We start from the raw sequence: 23,150 nt of genomic DNA, 5'->3' as shown, positions 1-23,150 counted from the left end.
ATTTGTTTGTATAGCTGCCATCTTATTTGTATGATTATCAAGCTAAAAAGGTTCTGGAAGCCGATCCTTTACCGGTTACGCACGCGCTGCAATTGATTGATCTGCTCGATGAACATGATATTCACGGCCTGATGTATGTTGACGACGCGATGATGTACGAGCGTCCGACCGGCCACGTTATTCGCACCAGCAACTGGGCGCTGTCGCTGCCGGAAGCGCAGCGTCCGGTGTTCACCCAGGTGCCGTCGCTGGCGCAGGCGGCCCGGGAGGTTAACGCCATCTGGAAATTCGCCCTGACCGGTGAAGACACGGTAAAACTGAATACTTTCGCAAAACATGTCGAGCAGACGCTTGGGCTGGAGTGCGAATGGTCCTGGCACGATCAGGTGGATATCGCCCGCAAAGGCAACAGCAAGGGCAAACGCCTTGCGCAGTATGTTGAATCCATCGGCGGATCAATGAAGGATGTGATTGCTTTTGGCGATAATTACAATGATATCAGCATGCTCGAAGCGGCGGGTACAGGGGTGGCGATGGGCAATGCTGACGACGCGGTGAAAGCGCGCGCCAATATCGTGATTGGCGACAACACGACCGACAGCATCGCTCAGTTTATCTATACCCATCTGGTGTAATCAGGTGGTGATCGACACGCTCTTGATTTGCGCGTAAAGCCAGAGGCCAGGTTTGATCCCCAGCTCATCCCTGGCCCACGGGCTGATGCGCGCCCACAGCGTGCGGCTGCCAATTTCCAGCTGGACCTCAACCTGGCCGTTATCGTCGTAACACTGGGCCACTTTGGCGCGCAGAATGTTACGGATGCTGCTCTGTAACGGCGGCTGAAGCACCAGCGAAACATCCGACGCCTGAATGCGAATGCGCACGCTGCTTTGCAGGGGTTTATCCAGCTTGTTGACCCACACATGCTGATCGCCGATCGCCAGCGCAGTCATTGCGTAGTGCGGATGATGCTCCAGCACGCTCACCTTCAGAATGCTGCTCTGCTGCTCCTGCGGCAGCCACGGATGCATCACGCTGCTGCCCCACACCTCTTCCAGATTCCCGAACGCTTTAACGCTCCCATCTTCCAGCACCAGTACCTTATCAGCCAGATGCAGGATCTCATCCAGCGAGTGGCTGACGTAAAGCATCGGAATATTAATTTCGCGCGCCAGACGTTGCAGGTAGGGCAATAGCTCACGCTTGCGGGGGATGTCGAGTGAAGCCAGCGGCTCGTCCAGCAGCAACAGCTCCGGGGCGGTGAGTAACGCCCTGCCTATCGCCACGCGCTGTTTTTCTCCGCCCGACAGCGAGGAGGGCAACCGGTCAAGCAGGTGCTCAATCCCCAGCAGGGCCACCAGCTTATCGAACTGTCCGGCCATGCTTTTCGCCATGCCATAACGCAGGTTACCCAGCACTTTGTAGTGCGGAAACAGCCGCGCATCCTGGAAGACATAGCCAATCCGGCGCTTTTCTGGTGCCAGGTAGATGCGCTTTTCAACGTCATTCAGCACCCGATCGTTGAGCACGATGCGGCCGGACTGCGGCCGGGTCAAGCCGCTTATCGCGTTGATCAATGATGTTTTCCCCGCCCCGGAGACACCAAAGATGGCGGTGATCCCGCTGGCTGGCAGGGTTTCGTTAAGGGTCAGGCAGTGCTCGCCCAGAGTCTGGGTAAAATTGAGTTCCAGCATGGTTATTTCCCCATCCGCTCACGGCTCAGGCGGGCCAGCCACTCAGACACCAGCAGCGAGGCCATCGCCAGCACAATGGAGAGAATGCAAAGACGCGCGGCGGCCCCTTCACCACCGGGCGTCTGAATCAGGGTGTACATCGCCGACGGGATGGTGCGTGTTTCGCCGGGGATATTGGAAACAAAGGTAATGGTCGCGCCAAACTCACCCAGCGAACGGGCAAACGCCAGTACGGTACCGACAATAATGCCCGGCAGCGTCAGGGGAAGCGTGATGGTCATAAACACGCGCCAGCGCCCGGCCCCCAGCGTGCGGGCCGCCTGCTCGAGTTTGAGATCCACCCCTTCCAGCCCCAGGCGGATCGCCCGCACCATTAGCGGGAATGACATTACCGCCGCCGCCATGACGGCCCCGCGCCAGCTGAAGGCAAAGCTGATGCCAAACCACTCGTACAGACGCTCACCGATAAACCCGCGACGCCCCATGGCGATGAGAAGCAGGTACCCTACCACCACCGGCGGCAGCACCAGCGGCAAATGCAGAAGACTGTCGAGCAGCGCTTTGCCGGGGAACTTACAGCGAACCAGTAACCAGGCGAAGAAGATCCCAAAGGGCAAACTGAATGCAACTGCCAGGGAAGATACTTTCAGGCTCAGCAGCACGGCCTGCCATTCAGGATCGGTTAATATCATTCGTAAGTCGTAAATCCGTAACGTTTAAAGATGGCAGACGCCTGCGGCCCCTTCAGATAGTCGTAAAAGGCGCTGACGGTTGCGTTTTTATGTCCATCGACGATGGCCACAGGATATTCTACTTTCTTATGGGAGTCTTCCGGGAAGGTCCCCACCACTTTTACGCCTTTTCCGGCGACCGCATCGGAACCGTAGACGATCCCCAGCGGGGCTTCGTTGCGCTCCACCAGCGCCAGGGCACCACGCACATCTTCGGCTGGTGCCAGTTTAGGTGACAGCGTCTCCCAGGCACCCAGTTTTTGCAGCGCCTCTTTGGCATAAATGCCTGCCGGAACGTGTTCCGGGTCACCCACCGCCAACCGCCCCTCTTTCAGGAGGCTGGTCCATGGGGTCTCTTTATTGATGGCAATCTCGCCCTGAGCACTCTCTTTCGGTGCCACAACCACGAGGCTATTGCCCAGCAGGGTTGCGCGACTGGTGTTATCCATCGATTTTTTCTCGACGGCATAATCCATCCACTTCTGATCGGCAGAGATGAACAGGTCGGCAGGTGCCCCCGCTTCAATCTGACGCGCCAGGGTGGAGGAAGAGGCAAACGACGAAACCACCTCGACGTTTTTCTCTTTTTTATACTCCGCAGCAATATCCTGCATAGCATTCGTCAGGGAGGCCGCCGCGAAGACGGTAATTTTGCCCTCATCCGCCAGTGCATGTCCGGTCAGGGTGAGGGTCAGCGTTGCCCCTGCGAAAAGGCGTAACCATGTACGTGCCATTTTGTAGCTCCTGTTGCGTTTCGTTATATACATCGCAATATAACGATAACCCCAGGATTTTCCCAGCGGTAAATCGTACCGATGAGTGAGTAGATCAAATTGATGCCATAAATAATATCGGCGCGGAGGGGGGAAACTTGAGAGCAAAACGCCCGGCGGAACCGGGCGTTTTTAAAGGGAATTAATTCTGTTTTTTCGGCTGTTTTCTGTGGCCGACATTGGAAAAGATGTTGAACACCTCACCCAGACCGTAGATGGCACCGAGGATGATAGCCATCACCACTGGTACCATGATCACGGCGAATACCAGACTTTTCAGCAACTCTAACATGGCTTTCTCCAGACAATGTGAATGCTTTATTCTAACCGGAAAAGCGAGAAATACATCCCCTTTTGTGCGGTACAGTTTGCGCATAAAACGAATTACGTCACAATAGTCCTTTTGCCAGGACATTGTTATGCAGGCCGAAATTCTCCTCACCCTACGTCTTCAGCAAAAATTGTTTGCCGATCCCCGTCGCATCGCCCTGCTCAAACAGATTGCGCAAACCGGCTCCATCAGCCAGGGAGCCAAAAACGCCGGCATTAGCTATAAAAGCGCCTGGGATGCCATCAACGAAATGAACACCCTGAGCGAACATCCCCTGGTGGATCGCGCCACCGGCGGCAAAGGCGGCGGCGGCGCGATCCTGACGCGCTTCGGGCAACGCCTGATCCAGCTCTATGATCTGCTGGCACAGATTCAACAGAAAGCCTTCGACGTCCTGAGCGACGACGATGCCCTGCCGTTAGACAGCCTCCTCGGCGCGATTTCACGTTTCTCTTTGCAGACCAGCGCCCGTAACCAGTGGTTTGGTACCGTCACCGCCCGCGACAACGACCATGTGCAACAGCATGTGGAGGTTTTACTCGCGGACGGCACCACCCGCCTGAAAGCGGCCATTACCGCCCAGAGCGGCGAACGACTGGGGCTGAATGAGGGCAAAGAGGTGCTGGTGCTGCTGAAAGCGCCCTGGGTCAGCATTACCCGGGACAGTGCAGCGGCGCAACAGGCAGATAATCAGTTACAGGGGATCATCAGCCATATCGATCGCGGCGACGAACAGTGTGAAGTGCTGATGACCCTGCCCGATGGCCAGACGCTCTGCGCTACCCTGCCGCTGGCACAGAGCCAGGATTTAGAAGAAGGTGCTAAGGCAACGGCATATTTTAATGCTGACCGGGTGATTATCGCCACGTTGTGCTGAGCGCATTGACATTCGCGCCGACAGTGCGTATCCCTGATGCTTATTGCTGCAAAAAATGGGATAAATCATGTCATCATTGCAAATTTCGCAAGGCACGTTTCGTCTTAGCGACACCCGAACGCTCACGCTCGCAAATTTTACGCTGAATGCCGGCGAAAGCTGGGCGTTCGTTGGCAGTAACGGCAGCGGCAAGTCAGCCCTCGCCCGGGCGCTGGCCGGGGAGCTGACGCTGCTGAAGGGCGAACGCCATAGCACCTTTACTCGCCTGACCCGCCTCTCGTTCGAACAACTGCAAAAACTGGTCAGCGACGAGTGGCAACGCAACAACACCGATCTGCTCAGCCCCGGCGAAGAGGATACCGGCCGTACGGCAGCTGAAATTATCCAGGACGACATCAAAGATGACGCCCGCTGCCGCCAGCTGGCGGAGCAGTTCGGCATCGCTCATCTGCTGGATCGACGCTTCAAATACCTCTCAACAGGGGAAACCCGCAAGACGCTGCTGTGTCAGGCGCTGATGGCGGAACCCGAACTGCTGATCCTCGATGAGCCTTTCGACGGCCTCGATGTGAAATCCCGCGGGCAGCTGGCGGATCTGCTGGCCTCGCTCAATCAGCAGGGATACACCCTGGTGCTGGTCCTGAACCGTTTTGACGAGATCCCCGACTTTGTGCAGAACGCCGGCGTCCTCGCGGATTGCACCCTGACGGCCGTAGGCCAAAAAGCGGACCTGCTGAACCAGGCGCTGATTGCCCAGCTGGCGCACAGTGAAAAACTGAATGGCGTTACCCTGCCCGAACCGGATGCCCCTTCGGCGCGTCATGGCCTGCCGCAGAATGAACCGCGTATTGTGCTCAATAACGGCGTCGTGTCGTATGACGATCGGCCGATCCTCGACCAGCTTAGCTGGACGGTGAATCCCGGCGAGCACTGGCAGATTGTCGGCCCCAACGGTGCCGGTAAATCGACCCTGCTGAGCCTGATTACCGGCGATCACCCCCAGGGCTACAGCAACGATCTCACGCTCTTTGGCCGCCGTCGCGGCAGCGGCGAAACCATCTGGGATATCAAAAAGCATATCGGCTACGTCAGCAGCAGCCTGCACCTCGATTACCGCGTCAGCACGACGGTGCGCAACGTCATTCTGTCGGGTTATTTCGACTCGATTGGAATTTATCAGGCGGTCTCGGATAAGCAGCACAAGCTGGCGCAGCAGTGGCTGGATATTCTGGGGATGGACAACCGGGTCGCGGATGCGCCCTTCAGCAGCCTGTCGTGGGGTCAGCAGCGGCTGGCGCTGATCGTTCGCGCCCTGGTCAAGCACCCGACGCTCCTGATCCTCGACGAGCCTTTGCAGGGGCTGGATCCCCTCAACCGCCAGCTCATTCGCCGGTTTGTGGATGTCCTGATTAGCGAAGGCGAAACGCAATTGCTGTTCGTGTCCCATCATGCGGAAGATGCCCCCGCCTGTATCACCCACCGGCTGGAGTTTATCGCCGACGGCGAGCGCTACCGCTACCAGACGAGCCGGGTCTGATATCCTCACGGGGGCCATGCCCCCGTTTTTTTCGGATAACCTGCAACCTCCCACCCCAGGCGCTTTGATCTACAATCGTTTTTTAGCCAGAGAGCTGCTGCGTTTCATACAGTGTAAACGATTCCACTATTTTATCCCATGTCACACTTTCCAGCTCTCTGTTATGCTAGGATTATCTCATACCATAAGCCTAATGGAGCGAAAAATGCGAGTTCTGGTAACAGGTGGTAGCGGTTACATAGGAAGTCATACCTGTGTGCAACTGCTGCAAAATGGCCACGATGTCATCATCCTTGATAACCTGTGCAACAGTAAGCGCAGCGTGCTGCCGGTTATGGAACGCCTGGCCGGTAAACAGCCTGTCTTTGTCGAAGGCGATATTCGTAACGAAGCGCTGATGACGGAGATCCTCCACGATCACGCTGTTGATACAGTGATCCACTTTGCCGGGCTGAAAGCCGTGGGCGAGTCGGTGTCGAAACCGCTGGAGTATTACGATAACAACGTCAACGGTACCTTGCGTCTGGTTTCTGCCATGCGCGCGGCAGGCGTGAAAAACTTCATCTTTAGCTCCTCCGCCACTGTCTATGGCGATCAGCCGCAAATCCCTTATGTTGAAAGCTTCCCGACCGGGACGCCGCAAAGCCCGTACGGCAAAAGCAAGCTGATGGTGGAACAGATCCTGACCGACCTGCAAAAAGCGCAGCCGGACTGGAGCATCGCCCTGCTGCGCTATTTCAACCCGGTGGGTGCGCATCCATCCGGGGATATGGGCGAAGATCCGCAGGGTATTCCGAATAACCTGATGCCTTATATCGCTCAGGTGGCGGTAGGCCGTCGTGACTCGCTGGCGGTATTTGGTAACGACTACCCGACCCCTGACGGCACCGGCGTTCGCGACTACATCCACGTCATGGATCTGGCCGACGGCCACGTCGCAGCCATGCAGCAACTGGCGGATAAACCGGGCGTTCATATTTATAACCTCGGTGCCGGTGTCGGCAGCAGCGTGCTGGATGTGGTTAACGCCTTTAGCGCGGCCTGCGGCAAACCGGTGGCATATCACTTTGCCCCACGTCGCGACGGCGACCTGCCTGCCTACTGGGCGGATGCCACTAAGGCCGACAAAGAGCTTAACTGGCGTGTCTCGCGCACGCTCGATGAAATGGCACAGGATACCTGGCGCTGGCAGTCTCGCCACCCGCAGGGTTATCCAGACTAAGGATCTGTCATGACCCAATTTAATCCCGTCGATCACCCGCATCGTCGTTTTAATCCGTTAACCGGGCAGTGGATCCTGGTCTCTCCGCATCGCGCCAAGCGCCCATGGCAAGGGGCGCAGGAGACGCCAGCGAAACAAACGCTGCCGCAGCACGATCCAGACTGTTTCCTCTGTCCGGGCAATACCCGCGTGACCGGGGACATTAACCCTGATTACACAGGCACCTACGTTTTCACTAACGATTTTGCCGCCCTGATGACCGACACGCCGGACGCGCCGCAGAGTGACGATCCGCTGCTGTGCTGCGAAAGCGCACGCGGCACCAGCCGGGTGATCTGCTTCTCGCCGGATCACAGCAAAACCCTGCCGGAGCTGAGCGTTGAGGTCCTGACCGAGGTGGTGAAAACCTGGCAGGAACAGACTGCCGAGCTGGGGCAGAGCTATCCCTGGGTGCAGGTTTTTGAGAACAAAGGCGCGGCGATGGGGTGTTCCAACCCCCATCCGCACGGCCAGGTGTGGGCCAACAGCTTCATGCCTAACGAAGTCGAGCGGGAAGATCGCCTGCAAAAAGCCTATTTCGCTGAACAGCAGTCGCCAATGCTGCTGGACTATGTTCAGCGCGAGCTGGCCGACGGTAGCCGCACCGTGGTCGAGACCGAACACTGGTTAGCGGTGGTGCCGTACTGGGCGGCGTGGCCGTTCGAAACCCTGCTGCTGCCGAAAGCGCATGTTCTGCGGATCACCGAGCTAAGCGAAGACCAGCGCAGCGATCTGGCCCTGGCCCTGAAAAAGCTGACCAGCCGTTATGACAATCTGTTCCAGTGCTCATTCCCCTATTCCATGGGCTGGCACGGCGCACCTTTTAATGGCGAAGAGAATCAACACTGGCAGCTGCACGCCCACTTTTATCCGCCGCTGCTGCGCTCCGCCACTGTACGTAAGTTCATGGTCGGCTACGAGATGCTGGCGGAAACCCAGCGCGACCTGACGGCTGAACAGGCCGCAGAGCGCCTGCGTGCAGTCAGTGACGTTCATTTTCGCGAATCTGGAGAATAACAATGAGTCTGAAAGATAAAACCCACGCCCTGTTTGCTGAAAAGTTCGGCTATCCCGCCACTCACGCTATCCAGGCGCCTGGCCGCGTTAACCTGATCGGCGAGCACACTGACTACAACGACGGATTCGTGCTGCCCTGCGCCATTGATTACCAGACGGTGATCAGCTGCGCGAAACGCGATGACCGCAAGGTGCGCGTGCTGGCGGCCGATTACGACAACCAGATCGACGAGTTCTCGCTGGATGCGCCTGTTGTTGCGCACGACAGCCAGCAGTGGTCCAACTACGTTCGTGGCGTGGTAAAACACCTTCAGAAGCGTAACAACAACTTTGGCGGCGCAGATCTGGTGATCAGCGGCAACGTACCGCAGGGAGCGGGCTTAAGCTCATCCGCCTCGCTGGAAGTGGCGGTCGGCACCGTTTTCCAGCAGCTGTATCACCTGCCGCTGGACGGGGCGCAAATCGCCCTCAATGGCCAGGAAGCAGAGAATCAGTTTGTGGGCTGCAACTGCGGCATCATGGATCAGCTGATTTCGGCGCTGGGTAAAAAAGACCACGCCTTGCTGATCGACTGCCGTTCACTGGGCACCAAAGCGGTCAGCCTGCCGAAAGGTGCGGCGGTGATCATCATCAACAGTAATTTCAAACGCACCCTGGTGGGCAGCGAGTACAACACCCGCCGCGAGCAGTGCGAAACCGGTGCGCGCTTCTTCCAACAGCCTGCGCTGCGTGATGTCTCGCTCACTGAGTTCAATAAAGTCGCGCACGAGCTGGATCAGGTGGTGGCAAAACGTGTTCGCCACGTGCTGACCGAAAACGCCCGTACCGTGGAAGCGGCGGCTGCGCTGCAGAAAGGCGACCTGCATCGGATGGGGGAACTGATGGCTCAGTCACACGCCTCCATGCGCGATGACTTCGAAATCACCGTGCCGCAAATCGACACCCTGGTAGAGATTGTCAAAGCGGCGATTGGCGAACAGGGCGGCGTGCGCATGACCGGCGGTGGTTTTGGTGGCTGCGTGGTTGCGCTGGTGCCGGAGGCGTTAGTCCCGGTTGTTCAGCAAGCCGTTGAGCAGCAGTACGAAGCCAAAACCGGTATCAAAGAAACTTTCTACGTCTGCAACGCCTCACAAGGAGCTGGCCAGTGTTAAACGAAACCCCTGTTCTCGCCCCGGACGGCCTGCCGTACCGCCTGATTACCTTGCGCAATAGCGCAGGGATGGTGGTGACGCTCATGGATTGGGGCGCCACCTTACTCTCAGCCCGCGTCCCGATGAGTGACGGCAGCGTGCGCGAGACCCTGCTCGGCTGTGCATCGCCTGAGCAATACGTTGAACAAACCGCGTTCCTCGGTGCCTCTGTGGGCCGTTACGCCAACCGTATCGCTAAAAGCCGCTTTGAGCTGGACGGCGTGCCTTATGCGCTGCTGCCTAGTCAGGGTGAAAACCAGCTGCACGGCGGCCCGGACGGCTTTGATAAGCGTCGCTGGCGCATTATCAAACAGAACGATGGCGAAGCGCTACTGTCCCTCGACTCGCCGGATGGCGATCAGGGCTATCCGGGTAATTGTGCGGCGACCGTGCATTACCGCTTAACGGATGATAACCGGATCGCCATTGAGTATCGCGCCACGGTAGATAAACCCTGCCCGGTCAATCTGACCAACCACGCTTACTTCAACCTCGACGGCGACTGTAGCGACGTGCGCAACCACAGACTGCAACTGCTGGCGCAGGCGTATCTGCCGGTGGATGAGATGGGGATCCCGCATGAAGGGTTAAAAGCGGTGGCGGGCACCAGCTTTGATTTCCGCACCACCAAAGCCATCGCCCAGGATTTCCTGGCAGATGACGATCAGCGCAAGGTGAACGGTTACGATCATGCGTTCCTGCTTGATGCAGAGGGCGATGTCAGCCAGCCAGCGGCGCACCTGTGGTCTGCCGATGAGAAGCTGCAGATGACGGTTTATACCACTGCCCCTGCCCTGCAGTTCTACTCCGGGAACTTCCTCGAGGGTACGCCCGCGCGTGAAGACGGAGAGTACCGTGCCTGGCAAGGCCTGGCGCTGGAAAGCGAGTTCCTGCCGGACAGCCCGAACCATGCAGAATGGCCGCAGCCCGACTGTATTCTGCGCCCTGGCGAAGAGTATGTCAGCGTCACGGAATATCACTTTATTGCTCAATAAAAACTGGCCCTCCCCCCGGAGGGCTTTTTTTTGCCCAGCTTGCTGAAAATAGCGCCACTCACCGACAAAATCACAACCCCTCATTCACAAGCATCTTACACTGAGACACTATTTTCGCTATGGTTAGGGTTAAGCGTTGCCCGCGGCTTCCCCGCGGCAATATAATGAGAATTGTTATCATTCAAATAATGCTTGTTCTGGAGGAGTAAAATATGGCTGTAACTAAGCTGGTTCTGGTACGTCATGGCGAAAGCCAGTGGAACAACGAAAACCGCTTTACCGGTTGGTATGATGTTGACCTGTCCGAGAAAGGCGTTGGCGAAGCAAAAGCGGCGGGCAAACTGCTGAAAGACGAAGGCTTCAGCTTCGATTTTGCTTATACCTCCGTGCTGAAACGTGCCATCCACACCCTGTGGAACGTACTGGACGAACTGGATCAGGCCTGGCTGCCGGTTGAGAAATCCTGGAAACTGAACGAGCGTCACTACGGTGCGCTTCAGGGTCTGAACAAAGCCGAAACCGCAGAAAAATACGGTGACGAGCAGGTTAAACAGTGGCGTCGCGGCTTCGCGGTAACCCCACCAGAGCTGACCAAAGATGACGAGCGCTACCCGGGCCACGACCCGCGTTACGCGAAACTGACCGATGCTGAACTGCCACAGACTGAAAGCCTGGCGCTGACCATCGATCGCGTTGTGCCTTACTGGAACGAAACCATCCTGCCACGCCTGAAAAGCGGTGAGCGCGTGATCATCGCGGCTCACGGTAACTCCCTGCGTGCGCTGGTGAAATACCTGGACAACATGGGTGAAGATGAGATCCTCGAACTAAACATCCCTACCGGTGTGCCGCTGGTTTACGAGTTCGACGAAAACTTCAAACCAATCAAGCACTACTATCTGGGTAACGCTGATGAGATCGAGGCTAAAGCTGCGGCCGTTGCGAACCAGGGTAAAGCCAAGTAATAAAAAAGCCCGGTCGCGATGACCGGGCCTTAGATACAGAATGCCGGATGCTAATCCGGCATTTTTTTAGCCGCGACGGGCTTTCACGGCATCAGCCAGCTGGCGCAGGACCGTTTCGGTATCGTCCCAGCCGATGCAGGCATCGGTGACGCTCTTACCGTAAACCAGCGGCTCGCCGCCTTCCAGATTCTGATTGCCTTCCACCAGGTGGCTTTCAATCATCACCCCGATAATCGCCTTTTCACCGCCCGCAATCTGTTGGCAGACATCGGTGCCGACATCCATCTGCTTTTTGAATTGCTTACTGGAGTTAGCATGGCTGAAGTCGATCATGACCTGTGCAGCCAGACCCGCTTTGTCCAGACCCGCCTTCACTTCCGCAACATGTGCCGCGCTATAGTTAGGCTCTTTGCCGCCGCGCAGAATGATATGGCAATCGCCATTTCCGCTGGTGTTAACAATGGCGGAGTGACCCCATTTGGTCACGGAGAGGAAGCAGTGCGGCGCCCCGGCAGCATTGATAGCGTCAATCGCCACTTTGATGGTGCCATCGGTGCCGTTTTTAAAGCCGACCGGGCAGGAAAGCCCTGATGCCAGCTCACGGTGAACCTGAGATTCAGTGGTACGTGCGCCAATGGCACCCCAGCTCATAAGGTCTGCCAGATACTGTGGGGTGATCATGTCGAGGAACTCACCCGCCGCAGGCAAGCCGCTGTCATTGATATCCAGCAGCAGCTTACGGGCAATGCGCAGACCGTCGTTGATCTGGAAGCTGCCGTCCATATGCGGATCGTTGATCAGCCCTTTCCAGCCTACAGTGGTGCGTGGCTTTTCAAAGTAGACGCGCATGACGATTTCCAGCTCATCCTTCAGCGTCTCGCGCAGCGTCAGCAGACGCGCTGCGTACTCTTTCGCCGCTGCGGGATCGTGAATGGAGCATGGCCCGATCACCACCAGCAGACGATCGTCATTACCTTTCAGGATCTTGTGGATCGCTTTGCGGGCATGAGAAACGGTGTTGGCGGCTTTTTCAGTGGCAGGAAACTTCTCAAGGAGTGCGACAGGGGGTAATAACTCGTTGATCTCTTTAATACGTAAATCGTCATTCTGATAATTCATGTTCTTTCCAGCGTTGCCATATTTTTATAAACGAATGCAATCCCTTCAATCTATCTTGTCAGTCAGGAAGTGTAAACTGGCTTTTACACTTCGCACAGATAAATCCTGGAATTCGCTTAAAAAACCCCACAAAGTAGCGAAAAGCAAGATACAACCTAAACTTTTTAACTGTATGCACTGCATTTATTACGTTTATCACGATTCCATACTGATCTAAGTAGGGATCATGGCATCTTTGACCACTGAGCACCGTATCGATTTCGCATATGCACTGTGGAAAGAAGTTATCCAGAACATAACGACCAGAACAGGAGCAGCATGATGAAAATGACTAAACTCGCAACCCTTTTCCTGACCGCTTCCCTCACCATGGCAAGCGGTGCTGCGCTGGCCGCTGATTCTGCCGGCGGCTCTGACAGCAATAACGGCCAGGCGAATGCCGCCGCTGATGCTGGTGCGGTAGCGCCAGATGCACGCCAGAATATTGCGCCAAATAATACCGGCAACAGCCAGATTAATACCGGTTCTGGCACTACGGGTACAACCAGCAGCGGCGGCAGCGGGACTATGTTAAATCCTGACGGTACTAACGCCACCACTAACGGATCAACTACCGGTAGCGGTAACAGTTCTACCACCGGTGGCTCCAATTCCATCATGGGTAATGACGACCCAAGCAAGATGGGCAATGACGGCATGACCAAGGACGATCAGCACAAAAACTCTATGTGTAAAGACGGTAAATGCCCGGATCAGTCCGGTAAAGTGGATTCCGAAAGAACCCCACAAGAGCAGAAAACTGACGGCACTACCCAGTAATTACCGGTAATGCGATGATGATGAAGGAGAGCTAAGGCTCTCCTTTATTTTTTGTGCAAAATGTTAAAAACTCTACACTTACAATAATAATGGACCGGGACATCATTCATGGCGCACACCCACTCACACGCCCCTTCTTCACAGGATGGAAATGCTAAACGCTTAACGCTGGCGTTCGGCGTCACTGCCGCCTTTATGATCATTGAGGTGATTGGCGGCCTGGTTTCCGGCTCGCTGGCGCTACTGGCCGATGCGGGCCATATGTTAACGGACGCGGCGGCACTGCTGTTTGCGCTGCTGGCGGTAGTATTCGCCCGCCGCCCGCCCAGCCATGGACGCACCTTTGGCTGGCTGCGTCTGACGACCCTTGCCGCTTTCGTCAACGCCATCGCACTGGTGTTGATCACCATTTTAATCGTCTGGGAAGCCATTCAGCGTTTCCGCTATCCGCAGCCTGTCGCAGGCGTCACCATGATGGTGGTGGCCGTCGCCGGGCTTATCGCCAATATCCTGGCGTTCTGGATTTTGCATCGCGGCAGTGAGGAGAAAAACCTTAACGTGCGGGCGGCGGCGCTGCACGTGCTGGGGGACCTGCTGGGATCGGTAGGTGCCATCGTCGCGGCGCTGGTGATCCTGTGGACGGGCTGGACACCGATAGATCCGATCCTGTCGATTGTCGTCTCCTGTCTGGTATTGCGCAGTGCCTGGCGATTACTACAGGAGAGTGTGAATGAGCTGCTGGAAGGCGCGCCAGCGACGCTGGATATTCCGGCGCTGAAACGCAACCTGACGCGCTCTATTCCAGAAGTCCGCGACGTGCATCATATTCACGTCTGGATGGTGGGAGAGAAACCGCTGATGACGCTGCATGTTCAGGTCATTCCTCCCCACGATCACGATGCGTTACTGGGGCGTATCCAGCATTTTCTGGAGCATCATTACGCTATCGCGCATAGCACTATCCAGATGGAGTACACCCCCTGTAACGGGCCGGATTGCCACCTCAATGAGATCGCCTCCGGCCACGCCCATCATCATCACCATTAACGTGCCAGCGCGTGGGAACCTCGTTCCCGCGCGCTGTTAATCCACATCCTGCTGCCGTTGAGGGCAATAAAGGTAAGGATCATATACTCCAGCGACATGGCATAGACGCCCTGCAGGGCAAAGATCACCACGCTTATCACATTAATAATCACCCACAGCAGCCAGTTTTCGACATATTTTCGGGTCATCAGGATCATGGCGGCAATCGACAGAACCATCATGCACGAATCCCAGAACGGGAAGGCGTCAGGCTGTAGATCTGGCATGGTAACGTTCAGTCCGAGGCTGCTCATCACCGATACCGCCACGCGGGTCAGGAAGGCAAACACCGGGTCGATATAGACCGTCATCAGGCCGATAGCGACCACGCAAGCTGCCAGCCAGCCGATGGCTTTAGGCAACGGCAACCAGCGGATCTGCAGTTCCGCCTCCTGCAGGCTGTTCTGCCGCGACCAGGCGTACCAGCCATAGATATTGGCCACGAAGAAGAACAGCTGCAACAGCAGGCTGGCATACAGCTGGATCTGAAAGAAGATAATGGCGAACAGCGTGACGTTCACCAGGCCAAACGCGTAGTTGACGATCTTCTCCAGGCTGGCGAGCCAGATACAGAGCAGACCCGCAATTGTCCCGACGGCTTCAATCCATGACAAGTCATAGCCGCCGGCACCAATCGGTATATGTACCAGAATGTTTTGCGTGCTAAAAAAATCCATCTTTTTCCCTCAGCGTTACGTTACGTTGCTTAAGCACGTAGTGTAGCCGCAAAATCCAGCATCCGGTTAAGCGGAATTAACGCCCCTTCACGCAGCGCCGCATCCACATGGATCTCATGCGCCGCGCCGCCGGACTCCAGCCCTTCGGCAATCGCCTTCAGCCCGTTCATCGCCATCCACGGACAGTGCGCACAGCTGCGGCAGGTTGCCCCCTCGCCCGCCGTTGGCGCTTCCAGCAGCTCTTTCTCCGGCACTGCCTGCTGCATTTTGTAGAAGATGCCGCGATCGGTGGCGACAATAAGCTGACGATGCGGCAGCGTTTTCGCGGCAGCGATGAGCTGGCTGGTTGAACCTACGGCATCCGCCATGTTGACGATCGCCTGCGGTGATTCCGGGTGGACCAGTACGGCGGCCTCCGGGTAGAGACCTTTCATGCGCTCCAGGGCCTGGGTTTTGAACTCGTCATGAACGATACAGGCCCCCTGCCAGCACAGAATATCTGCCCCGGTCTGCTTCTGAACGTAGTTACCAAGATGTTTGTCTGGTGCCCAGATAATTTTCTCGCCCAGGCTGTCGAGATGCTCGATTAACTCAACAGCGATGCTGGAGGTTACCACCCAGTCGGCACGCGCTTTTACCGCGGCAGAGGTGTTAGCGTAAACCACCACCGTTCTGTCGGGATGGGCGTCGCAGAAGGCGGTGAATTCGTCGATCGGGCAGCCTAAATCCAGCGAGCATTCTGCATTCAGGGTTGGCATCAGGATGGTTTTTTCCGGGCTGAGGATTTTTGCCGTCTCGCCCATAAAGCGGACCCCGGCTACCAGCAATGTCGACGCGGGATGTTTTGCACCGAAGCGCGCCATTTCCAGTGAGTCAGAAATGCAGCCGCCGGTCTCTTCTGCCAGCTGCTGGATTTCCGGGTCAGTGTAGTAATGCGCCACCATCACCGCATCGCGTTCTTTGAGCAAGCGCTTGATCTTTTCGCGATAAAACTGCTTTTCGTCGAGGCTCAGCGGGACGGGTTTAGGCGGGAAAGGATAGATGGCGGCTTCAGGATCAAACATCACACTCATTTTGGCTTCTCGTTTTACTGGCTTAACAAGTTTGCCGTTATTTTTTGGTGGAAACCAAAGTAATGGCAATTGTGTTTTATATACTAAACAAGATAGCGGATTTGGGAGTCAAAGTCACACCAAAAGCGTGCCAGTAGCATTTGTGGTTGAGTCGTGCGGTGAATTGCCTTTGTAGGCCTGCTAAGCGAAGCGCCATCAGGCATGTTTTTCAGACGCAGGAATAGCAGATAGCAAAAAGGCGCCTTTAGGGCGCCTTTTTACATTGGTGGGTCGTGCAGGATGACTTGCTCCGCTCGCCCTTAGGGCCGTCGCCTTATGGCTCCGGTGCCTCACTGCGTTCGGCCCGAACCTGCTGCAGGTTCGAATCGTTCATATCGCAGATAGCAAAAAGGCGCCTTTAGGGCGCCTTTTTACATTGGTGGGTCGTGCAGGATTCGAACCTGCGACCAATTGATTAAAAGTCAACTGCTCTACCAACTGAGCTAACGACCCCTTGCGGGATTTACTGCTTATTCTTCGAAGTGGTGGGTCGTGCAGGATTCGAACCTGCGACCAATTGATTAAAAGTCAACTGCTCTACCAACTGAGCTAACGACCCATTCGGGTGCTGACGTCGAAGATAATTTTTACTCGGTACCAATCAAAAGATTGGTGGGTCGTGCAGGATGACTCGGCTTCGCCTCGCCCTTCGGGCTGTTGCTAAAGCAACGTTATCCTTCACGTTTAATATCTGAGTAAGACATTAAAGTGGTGGGTCGTGCAGGATTCGAACCTGCGACCAATTGATTAAAAGTCAACTGCTCTACCAACTGAGCTAACGACCCGAGTGGTGGGTGATGACGGGCTCGAACCGCCGACCCCCTCCGTGTAAAGGAGATGCTCTACCAACTGAGCTAATCACCCACTCTGTACTGCCGGAACTGCTTTAAGTGGTGGGTCGTGCAGGATTCGAACCTGCGACCAATTGATTAAAAGTCAACTGCTCTACCAACTGAGCTAACGACCCACTATTTTGGCTGCTTTTGGGCTGTTTGATATCCCTTGGCAACGGCGGCATATATTACTGATTTAAGAATTCCGCGCAACTAATATTTTGATGAATATCACTTAACTGCTTAGGAAGTATGCGGCAAGACCAGAAAAAACGCGATTTCTGGTCATCCGGCAATCATCCCATCGCAGCAAGACGTTTTTGCGCTTGTTTCGCACCTTCAGTGCCCGGGAATTTAGTGACCACCTGCTGGAAGACGGCCTTCGCTTTCGCGGTGTCGCCTTTGTCCTGCATGATCACCCCGACCTTATACATCGCATCAGGGGCTTTCGGTGATTTTGGGTAATTTTTTACCACGGAAGCAAAATAGAACGCCGCGTCGTCTTTTTTACCCTTGTTGTAATTCAGCTGTCCCAGCCAATAGTTCGCATTAGGCTGATAGGTTGAATCAGGGTATTTCTTCACGAAGTTCTGAAACGCTGCCATCGCGTCGTCCTGGCGTGATTTATCCTGCACCAGGGCAATTGCCGCATTGTAGTCCGTGTTCGCATCACCGCTCTGTACAGGCGCGCCTGCCGAGGCTGAGGCATCAGCCTGAGGCGTTGCCGCTGCACCAGCTGCGCCACTTTGATCGCCTGCGGCGGGTTGCGCTGCTGCGCCGCCATTATTCAGGCTATCCATCTGCAGCAGGATCTGCTTCTGACGCTCCACAACCTGATTGAGCTGATACTGGCTTTCCTGAATCTGTCCGCGCAGTGAGTCAATATCGGTTTGGTTGTCAGAGAGTTGCTGCTGAAGTTGGGTTAAAAGCTGGCTGTGAGCATTAGAAATACGCTCGAGTTGGGTGACCCGGTCTTCTACCGAGCCTGAGCCGACACTACTGATTGGTGCCTGAGCAAAAGCGGCCCAGGGGGCCGCTATACCAACCAGTAACGACAGACTCAACAGATGATGTCTGAAGTTACTGCTCATGCAATTCTCTTAGTAAACCAGTACGGCACGACGGTTTTTGGAGTAAGCCGCTTCGTCGTGGCCCAGTACTGCAGGTTTTTCTTTACCGTAAGAAACGATGGAGATCTGGTCAGCAGAAACGCCTTTACCCTGCAGGTACATTTTAACGGCGTTAGCACGACGCTCACCCAGGGAGATGTTGTACTCAGGAGTACCACGTTCGTCCGCGTGACCTTCTACGGTGACTTTGTAAGACGGGTTGCTACGCAGGAAGTTAGCGTGTGCATCCAGCATTGCAGCGAAGTCAGAACGAATGTCGAACTTGTCCAGATCGAAGTAAACAATGTTGTTCTGCTGCAGCTGCTGCATCTGAAGACGCGCCTGCTCTTCAGAAGACATATTGCCGTTGCCGTTTGCGTCCATACCAGTGCCGGCACCCATCATGCCTTCGCCGCTCTGGTCGTTGCTGGCGTTCTTGTTAGAAGAACACGCTGCGATTGCCATAACAGGCAGAGCGATCATCAGCCCTTTCAGCACTTTGTTCAGTTGCATTTCTATGATTCCTATATTATTCAATTAATTATTATTACAGGTACGGCGACCAGGCAGGTGATTTTACCTGTCCATCAGTTGCCGGAATACGCGCTTTGAAACGCCCATCGGTAGAAACCAGATTCAGCACGGATCCCATCCCCTGAGAAGAGCTGTAGATAACCATAGTGCCGTTAGGTGCCAGACTTGGCGTTTCATCCAGGAAAGTCGACGACAGAACTTGTACGCCGCCCCCGCCCAGATCTTGTTTAGCAATGTGCTGCTGACCACCGGCCGAGCTAACCATTACCATAAACTTACCGTCAGCACTCACGTCTGCGTCCTGGTTCTGAGAACCTTCCCAGGTGATACGCTGCGGAGCACCGCCGTTAATATTGACTTTATAAACCTGTGGACGACCGGCCTGGTCAGAGGTAAAGGCCAGGTTTTGGCTGTCCGGGAACCAGGTTGGTTCGGTGTTGTTGCTACGACCATCGGTCACCTGACGGATCTGGCCGGAGCCGATGTCCATCACGTACAGGTTCAGGCTACCGGTTTTAGACAGCGCAAACGCCAGTTTAGAGCCGTCTGGTGAGAATGCCGGCGCCCCGTTGTGACGCGGGAAGGAAGCCACCTGCCGAACCGCACCGTTAGACAGCGTCTGGATTACCAGTGCTGAACGGCCGCTTTCGAAGGTTACGTAAGCCAGTTTTGAACCGTCCGGCGACCAGGCTGGAGACATCAGCGGCTGCGGTGAACGGTGAACGGTGAACTGGTTGTAGCCATCGTAGTCAGAGACGCGCAGCTCATACGGGAACTGGCCGCCGTTGGTCTGCACGACATAAGCGATACGGGTGCGGAATGCGCCTTTGATGCTGGTCAGCTTCTCAAACACTTCATCACTTGCGGTGTGACCGGCATAACGCAGCCATTGCTTGTTCACTTTATAGGTGTTCTGCGCCAGTACAGTACCCGGTGCGCCACCGGTATCTACCAGCTGGTAAGCAACGGTATATCCACCGTCCGGGTTAGGGGTAACCTGACCCACAACCACTGCATCAATACCCAGTCCAGACCATGCAGCAGGCTGCACTTCCTGCGCGCTGCCCGGCTGCTGCGGCAGACGAGAACGATCTAATGGGTTGAATTTACCGCTGTTGCGCAGGTCAGCGGCAACAATGCCACCAACATCTTCCGGCGCAGCGCCTGGCCCTTTCCACTGGAACGGAACCACACCAATCGGACGTGCCGAGTCCACCCCCTGGGTGATCTCGATACGCACTTCTGCGTGCAGCACCGCTGCCCACAGCACTAAGAAACTCATTGCAACACGTAATGCCTGCTTCATCATATCTCCCATATCCGGGTAACCTTACCCGCGATAATTTAGCAGAATGTTAACAAACCCAAATAAACAAAACTACTAATCCACAGCCTCAAACGTAGACTGTTTTGCTAACTTTAGCGGGAAAATCGCTACAGTTTGAAGTCCAGTTTGGCATCTTTTACTTTTTCATAAACAGCCTGGCTAGGCGGTTTAGGAATTCTGGCAGTTTTTGCCGCCGTCAGGGCAGCCTGACATAAAGCAGGATCACCACCTTCTTCAGTCACGTCCAGCAGCAGACCGTCTGGTGCCAGTTTAATATGTAGCACACAGGACTTACCGGCATACAGATCAGCGCCATATAAGCGGCTCTGAATTGCGTTACGGATTTGCGAAGCATAGGCACTAATATCAGCGCCTGACGCGCCACCATTAGCACCACTTGTTCCGCTATCTTTTGCCGGCTGACCGTTACCTTTTGCTCCACCCGATTTCGGCGCATTCTTACCTGAACTCAGATCGCCGAACAGGTCATCAACGTCCGATGCGGCTGCTTTTTCCGCGGCAGCTTTTTTAGCTGCTGCGGCTTTTGCAGCGGCCGCTTTGTCAGCAGCAGCTTTATCGGCAGCGGCTTTCTTCTCTGCAGCGGCTTTTTTATCAGCGGCGGCTTTTTCTGCGGCGGCGGCCTTCTTCTCAGCAGCCGCTTTTTCTGCGGCAGCAGCTTTCTCTGCGGCAGCCTTTTCAGCAGCAGCCTTTTCAGCTGCGGCGGCTTTTTCTGCTGCAGCGGCCTTTTTAGCTGCTTCGGCAGCCGCTTTCTTCTCGGCTTCCTGAGCTGCTTGTTTGGCAGCTTCAGCTTCCGCTTTTTTCTGTGCGTCGGCAGCAGCTTTCTTCGCGGCTTCAGCTTCTGCTTTTTTCTTCGCATCAGCAGCCGCTTTGGCGGCTTCAGCTTCAGCCTGTTTTTGCGCATCGGCAGCGGCTTTTTTCGCGGCTAATGCAGCGGCATCCGCGGCCTGTTTTGCCGCCTCGGCAGCTTGTTTAGCCTGCGCATCGGCCTGCGCTTTGGCATCGGCTGCGGCTTTGGCTGCCGCCTCTTCTGCCTGCTTCTGCTGCTCTTGCGCTTTCTTCGCTGCGGCTTCAGCCTGTTTCTGCTGCTCCGCCTGCTCTTTCGCCGCTTCCTGCGCCTGCAAACGCTCTTTCTCGAGCTGCTTCAGACGTTCCTGCTCGGCGGCCTGCTTTTCACGCAGCTCTTCCGCTTGCTGTTGCGCCTGCTTTTCGCGTTGCTCTTCAGCACGTTTTGCACTCGCCTGCTGTTGTTGCTGGCGGTTATAGTTTTGCACCACCGCGCCGGGATCGACCATCACGGCATCGATGGATGAACCTCCCCCACCGCCGGCAGCGGTATCGAGATGCTCATCGAACGAACTCCAGATCAGTGCTGCAAAAAGAATGACATGCAGCACCGCCGAGATAATGATCGCCCGCTTAAGCTTATCGTTTTGTTCGGTTGCCTTTGACACTATGGGTTCCCAAAAACTCTGTTGTGTACGCAGATGATCAAATAGGCTGCGTCATCAAGCCGACTGACTTAACGCCCGCGCTATGCAACAGGTTCAGCGCCTTTATTATTTCATCGTAAGGCACGTCTTTCGCCCCACCGATTAAGAAGACCGTTTTCGGATTGGACTGCAGACGTCGTTGCGCTTCGGCAATAACCTGCTCCGGCGGCAGTTGATCAAGACGATCTTTTTCAACCACCACGCTGTACTGCCCAACGCCGGATACCTCAATGATGACCGGTGGATCGTCATTGGTGCTTACAGCCTGAGATTCTGTCGCATCCGGTAGATCAACCTCAACGCTCTGGGTGATGATGGGTGCTGTCGCCATAAAGATCAGCAGCAGCACCAGCAGCACGTCCAGCAGCGGTACAATGTTGATTTCGGACTTCAGTTCGCGACGACCCCGTCCACGCTGTCTGGCCATGGTTTACCCCTTGTTGCTCTCGGTGCTGGTAAACGCCTGGCGGTGCAGAATCGCGGTGAACTCTTCCATGAAGTTGTCGTAGTTCAGTTCCAGTTTGTTCACGCGCTGGTTAAGGCGGTTATACGCCATAACGGCAGGAATAGCGGCGAACAGACCGATAGCGGTCGCAATCAGCGCCTCTGCGATACCCGGCGCAACCATCTGCAGCGTCGCCTGTTTTACCGCGCCCAGGGCGATAAAGGCGTGCATGATCCCCCAGACCGTACCAAACAGACCGATATACGGGCTGATGGAACCCACGGTGCCCAGGAATGGAATGTGCGTTTCCAGCGTTTCCAGTTCACGGTTCATTGAAATGCGCATCGCACGGGATGCCCCTTCAACGACCGCTTCCGGCGCATGGTTGTTAGCGCGGTGCAAACGGGCAAACTCTTTAAAGCCGCTATAGAAAATTTGTTCGGAGCCGGAGAGGGTTTCACGACGCCCCTGGCTTTCCTGATACAAACGGGAGAGTTCAATACCGGACCAGAACTTGTCTTCAAAGGCTTCCGCTTCGCGGCCAGCTGCATTGAGGATACGGGTTCTCTGGATGATGATGGCCCAGGATGCGATTGAAAAACCAATCAAAATCAACATGATAAGTTTAACCAGAAGGCTTGCCTTCAGGAACAAATCAAGGATATTCATGTCAGTCACTGCTTAAACTCCGCGACAATAGACTTAGGAAGCGCACGAGGCTTCATGATGAGTGGATCAACACAGACAATCAGGACTTCAGCTTCGTTCAGTACCGTATTCTCTGCATTGACGATCCGCTGCGTGAAAACCAGTGAGGTTCCGCGCATTGATGTTATTTCTGTTTGGACTTCGAGCATATCGTCGAGTCTGGCAGGCGCAAAATACTCCAGCGTCATCTTGCGTACCACGAAGGCAACTCGCTCCGCCAGCAAGACCTGCTGGCTAAAGTGATGATGGCGCAGCATTTCAGTGCGTGCTCGTTCATAAAAGGCAACGTAGCTGGCATGGTAAACCACACCACCGGCATCCGTATCTTCGTAGTAGACACGAACCGGCCATCGAAACAGCGTTGTATTCACTTTACATCCCGGTAATACAAAAAGAGTTAGAGCTTTTAAACTTCGCTACTATACGCGCGGGAATGGTGCTTTGGAATGGGGGAAAGTAAACGGAGAGTAAATATTTATGGGCCAGGGTAAGCCCATAA

At 55.4% G+C, this 23,150-nt stretch carries 23 protein-coding genes, 5 tRNA genes and 1 pseudogene; 10 read left to right on the top strand and 19 right to left on the bottom strand.

Annotation, left to right across the window (positions count from 1 at the left end; all coding sequences use genetic code 11):
* Positions 1-20 precede the first annotated feature (20 nt).
* Positions 21-635 (top strand): annotated as a pseudogene (locus ACF8PE_RS10525) (pyridoxal phosphatase); the annotation flags it as partial.
* On the opposite strand, the gene modC reads toward ACF8PE_RS10525, so the two are convergent.
* The 4 genes from modC to ACF8PE_RS10505 all read right to left on the bottom strand — a co-directional run bounded on the left by modC (position 636) and on the right by ACF8PE_RS10505 (position 3,490).
* The gene (gene modC / locus ACF8PE_RS10520) at positions 636-1,694 is read right to left on the bottom strand and encodes a molybdenum ABC transporter ATP-binding protein ModC (RefSeq protein ID WP_077226606.1); all 1,059 of its coding nucleotides are present in this window, start codon (positions 1,692-1,694) and stop codon (positions 636-638) included.
* Positions 1,695-1,696: 2 nt separating this feature from the next.
* Complete coding sequence (gene modB / locus ACF8PE_RS10515) at positions 1,697-2,386, bottom strand: molybdate ABC transporter permease subunit (protein ID WP_032617114.1); 690 nt, start codon at positions 2,384-2,386, stop codon at positions 1,697-1,699.
* On the bottom strand, positions 2,383-3,159 hold the full coding sequence (modA, locus tag ACF8PE_RS10510; protein ID WP_103791926.1) for a molybdate ABC transporter substrate-binding protein: 777 nt from the start codon (positions 3,157-3,159) through the stop codon (positions 2,383-2,385). The genes modB and modA overlap by 4 nt, the downstream gene beginning before the upstream one ends.
* Positions 3,160-3,340: 181 nt before the next feature.
* Positions 3,341-3,490 (bottom strand): AcrZ family multidrug efflux pump-associated protein, encoded by a 150-nt coding sequence (locus tag ACF8PE_RS10505; protein WP_032617112.1) that lies wholly within the window; start codon positions 3,488-3,490, stop codon positions 3,341-3,343.
* A 127-nt stretch (positions 3,491-3,617) separates the two neighbouring features.
* Between ACF8PE_RS10505 and modE the strand changes: the two genes are divergently transcribed.
* The 7 genes from modE to gpmA all read left to right on the top strand — a co-directional run bounded on the left by modE (position 3,618) and on the right by gpmA (position 11,371).
* Positions 3,618-4,406, top strand: a complete 789-nt coding sequence (gene modE, locus ACF8PE_RS10500; protein WP_392494824.1) for a molybdenum-dependent transcriptional regulator — start codon at positions 3,618-3,620, stop codon at positions 4,404-4,406.
* Positions 4,407-4,473: 67 nt separating this feature from the next.
* Positions 4,474-5,943: a molybdate ABC transporter ATP-binding protein ModF gene (modF, locus tag ACF8PE_RS10495; protein ID WP_155166449.1), complete on the top strand. Its 1,470-nt coding sequence runs from the start codon at positions 4,474-4,476 to the stop codon at positions 5,941-5,943.
* Between the two features lie 205 nt (positions 5,944-6,148).
* Positions 6,149-7,165 carry a UDP-glucose 4-epimerase GalE gene (galE, locus tag ACF8PE_RS10490; RefSeq protein ID WP_032617109.1) on the top strand — a complete coding sequence of 339 codons (1,017 nt, stop codon included), beginning with the start codon at positions 6,149-6,151 and terminating at the stop codon, positions 7,163-7,165.
* Between the two features lie 9 nt (positions 7,166-7,174).
* Complete coding sequence (galT, locus tag ACF8PE_RS10485; RefSeq protein WP_392494823.1) at positions 7,175-8,221, top strand: galactose-1-phosphate uridylyltransferase; 1,047 nt, start codon at positions 7,175-7,177, stop codon at positions 8,219-8,221.
* Positions 8,222-8,223: 2 nt separating this feature from the next.
* On the top strand, positions 8,224-9,372 hold the full coding sequence (gene galK, locus ACF8PE_RS10480) for a galactokinase (RefSeq protein ID WP_059308486.1): 1,149 nt from the start codon (positions 8,224-8,226) through the stop codon (positions 9,370-9,372).
* Complete coding sequence (galM, locus tag ACF8PE_RS10475; protein WP_059308487.1) at positions 9,366-10,406, top strand: galactose-1-epimerase; 1,041 nt, start codon at positions 9,366-9,368, stop codon at positions 10,404-10,406. Before galK ends, galM begins: the two co-directional genes overlap by 7 nt.
* 212 nt (positions 10,407-10,618) lie before the next feature.
* Positions 10,619-11,371, top strand: a complete 753-nt coding sequence (gene gpmA / locus ACF8PE_RS10470; RefSeq protein WP_392494822.1) for a 2,3-diphosphoglycerate-dependent phosphoglycerate mutase — start codon at positions 10,619-10,621, stop codon at positions 11,369-11,371.
* Between the two features lie 66 nt (positions 11,372-11,437).
* Here gpmA and aroG read toward each other — a convergent pair whose 3' ends face one another.
* Positions 11,438-12,490, bottom strand: a complete 1,053-nt coding sequence (gene aroG / locus ACF8PE_RS10465) for a 3-deoxy-7-phosphoheptulonate synthase AroG (RefSeq protein ID WP_032617104.1) — start codon at positions 12,488-12,490, stop codon at positions 11,438-11,440.
* Between the two features lie 321 nt (positions 12,491-12,811).
* On the opposite strand from aroG, the gene ACF8PE_RS10460 reads away from it, so the two are divergent.
* Together ACF8PE_RS10460 and zitB are read left to right on the top strand one after the other, a co-directional pair.
* Complete coding sequence (locus ACF8PE_RS10460; RefSeq protein ID WP_032617103.1) at positions 12,812-13,309, top strand: protein YbgS; 498 nt, start codon at positions 12,812-12,814, stop codon at positions 13,307-13,309.
* A 108-nt stretch (positions 13,310-13,417) separates the two neighbouring features.
* Positions 13,418-14,356, top strand: coding sequence for a CDF family zinc transporter ZitB (zitB, locus tag ACF8PE_RS10455; protein ID WP_032617102.1), 939 nt, complete (start codon positions 13,418-13,420; stop codon positions 14,354-14,356).
* Here zitB and pnuC read toward each other — a convergent pair.
* The 14 genes from pnuC to ybgC form a co-directional block, all read right to left on the bottom strand.
* Positions 14,353-15,072 carry a nicotinamide riboside transporter PnuC gene (gene pnuC / locus ACF8PE_RS10450; protein ID WP_392494821.1) on the bottom strand — a complete coding sequence of 240 codons (720 nt, stop codon included), beginning with the start codon at positions 15,070-15,072 and terminating at the stop codon, positions 14,353-14,355. The genes zitB and pnuC overlap by 4 nt on opposite strands.
* Positions 15,073-15,101: 29 nt before the next feature.
* A complete protein-coding gene (nadA, locus tag ACF8PE_RS10445) occupies positions 15,102-16,145 on the bottom strand; it encodes a quinolinate synthase NadA (RefSeq protein WP_059308491.1) in 1,044 nt (347 codons plus the stop codon).
* 416 nt (positions 16,146-16,561) lie between these two features.
* Positions 16,562-16,637 (bottom strand) — tRNA-Lys (locus ACF8PE_RS10440).
* 30 nt (positions 16,638-16,667) lie between these two features.
* Positions 16,668-16,743 (bottom strand) — tRNA-Lys (locus tag ACF8PE_RS10435).
* A 150-nt stretch (positions 16,744-16,893) separates the two neighbouring features.
* Positions 16,894-16,969: transfer RNA gene (locus ACF8PE_RS10430), tRNA-Lys, on the bottom strand.
* Positions 16,970-16,972: 3 nt separating this feature from the next.
* Positions 16,973-17,048, bottom strand: a tRNA-Val gene (locus ACF8PE_RS10425).
* Between the two features lie 27 nt (positions 17,049-17,075).
* Positions 17,076-17,151 (bottom strand) — tRNA-Lys (locus tag ACF8PE_RS10420).
* Positions 17,152-17,313: 162 nt separating this feature from the next.
* Positions 17,314-18,108, bottom strand: coding sequence for a cell division protein CpoB (gene cpoB / locus ACF8PE_RS10415; protein WP_285125336.1), 795 nt, complete (start codon positions 18,106-18,108; stop codon positions 17,314-17,316).
* A 9-nt stretch (positions 18,109-18,117) separates the two neighbouring features.
* Entirely contained in the window at positions 18,118-18,639 is a 522-nt protein-coding gene (gene pal, locus ACF8PE_RS10410) for a peptidoglycan-associated lipoprotein Pal (RefSeq protein ID WP_032617096.1), read from the bottom strand.
* Between the two features lie 34 nt (positions 18,640-18,673).
* The gene (tolB, locus tag ACF8PE_RS10405; RefSeq protein ID WP_032617137.1) at positions 18,674-19,966 is read right to left on the bottom strand and encodes a Tol-Pal system beta propeller repeat protein TolB; all 1,293 of its coding nucleotides are present in this window, start codon (positions 19,964-19,966) and stop codon (positions 18,674-18,676) included.
* A 128-nt stretch (positions 19,967-20,094) separates the two neighbouring features.
* The gene (gene tolA / locus ACF8PE_RS10400; protein ID WP_032617095.1) at positions 20,095-21,459 is read right to left on the bottom strand and encodes a cell envelope integrity protein TolA; all 1,365 of its coding nucleotides are present in this window, start codon (positions 21,457-21,459) and stop codon (positions 20,095-20,097) included.
* A 37-nt stretch (positions 21,460-21,496) separates the two neighbouring features.
* Positions 21,497-21,925: a colicin uptake protein TolR gene (gene tolR, locus ACF8PE_RS10395; RefSeq protein WP_032617094.1), complete on the bottom strand. Its 429-nt coding sequence runs from the start codon at positions 21,923-21,925 to the stop codon at positions 21,497-21,499.
* A 3-nt stretch (positions 21,926-21,928) separates the two neighbouring features.
* Positions 21,929-22,621: a Tol-Pal system protein TolQ gene (gene tolQ, locus ACF8PE_RS10390; RefSeq protein WP_071886480.1), complete on the bottom strand. Its 693-nt coding sequence runs from the start codon at positions 22,619-22,621 to the stop codon at positions 21,929-21,931.
* Entirely contained in the window at positions 22,618-23,022 is a 405-nt protein-coding gene (ybgC, locus tag ACF8PE_RS10385) for a tol-pal system-associated acyl-CoA thioesterase (RefSeq protein ID WP_032617092.1), read from the bottom strand. The genes tolQ and ybgC overlap by 4 nt, the downstream gene beginning before the upstream one ends.
* Between the last annotated feature and the right edge of the window lie 128 nt (positions 23,023-23,150).

The sequence above is a fragment of the Leclercia sp. GLN_9 genome (assembly GCF_043105735.1).
Lineage (GTDB): Bacteria > Pseudomonadota > Gammaproteobacteria > Enterobacterales > Enterobacteriaceae > Enterobacter > Enterobacter adecarboxylatus.
Note: the sequence above shows the minus strand (reverse complement) of the source record. Positions and strands in the feature narration are given on the sequence as shown.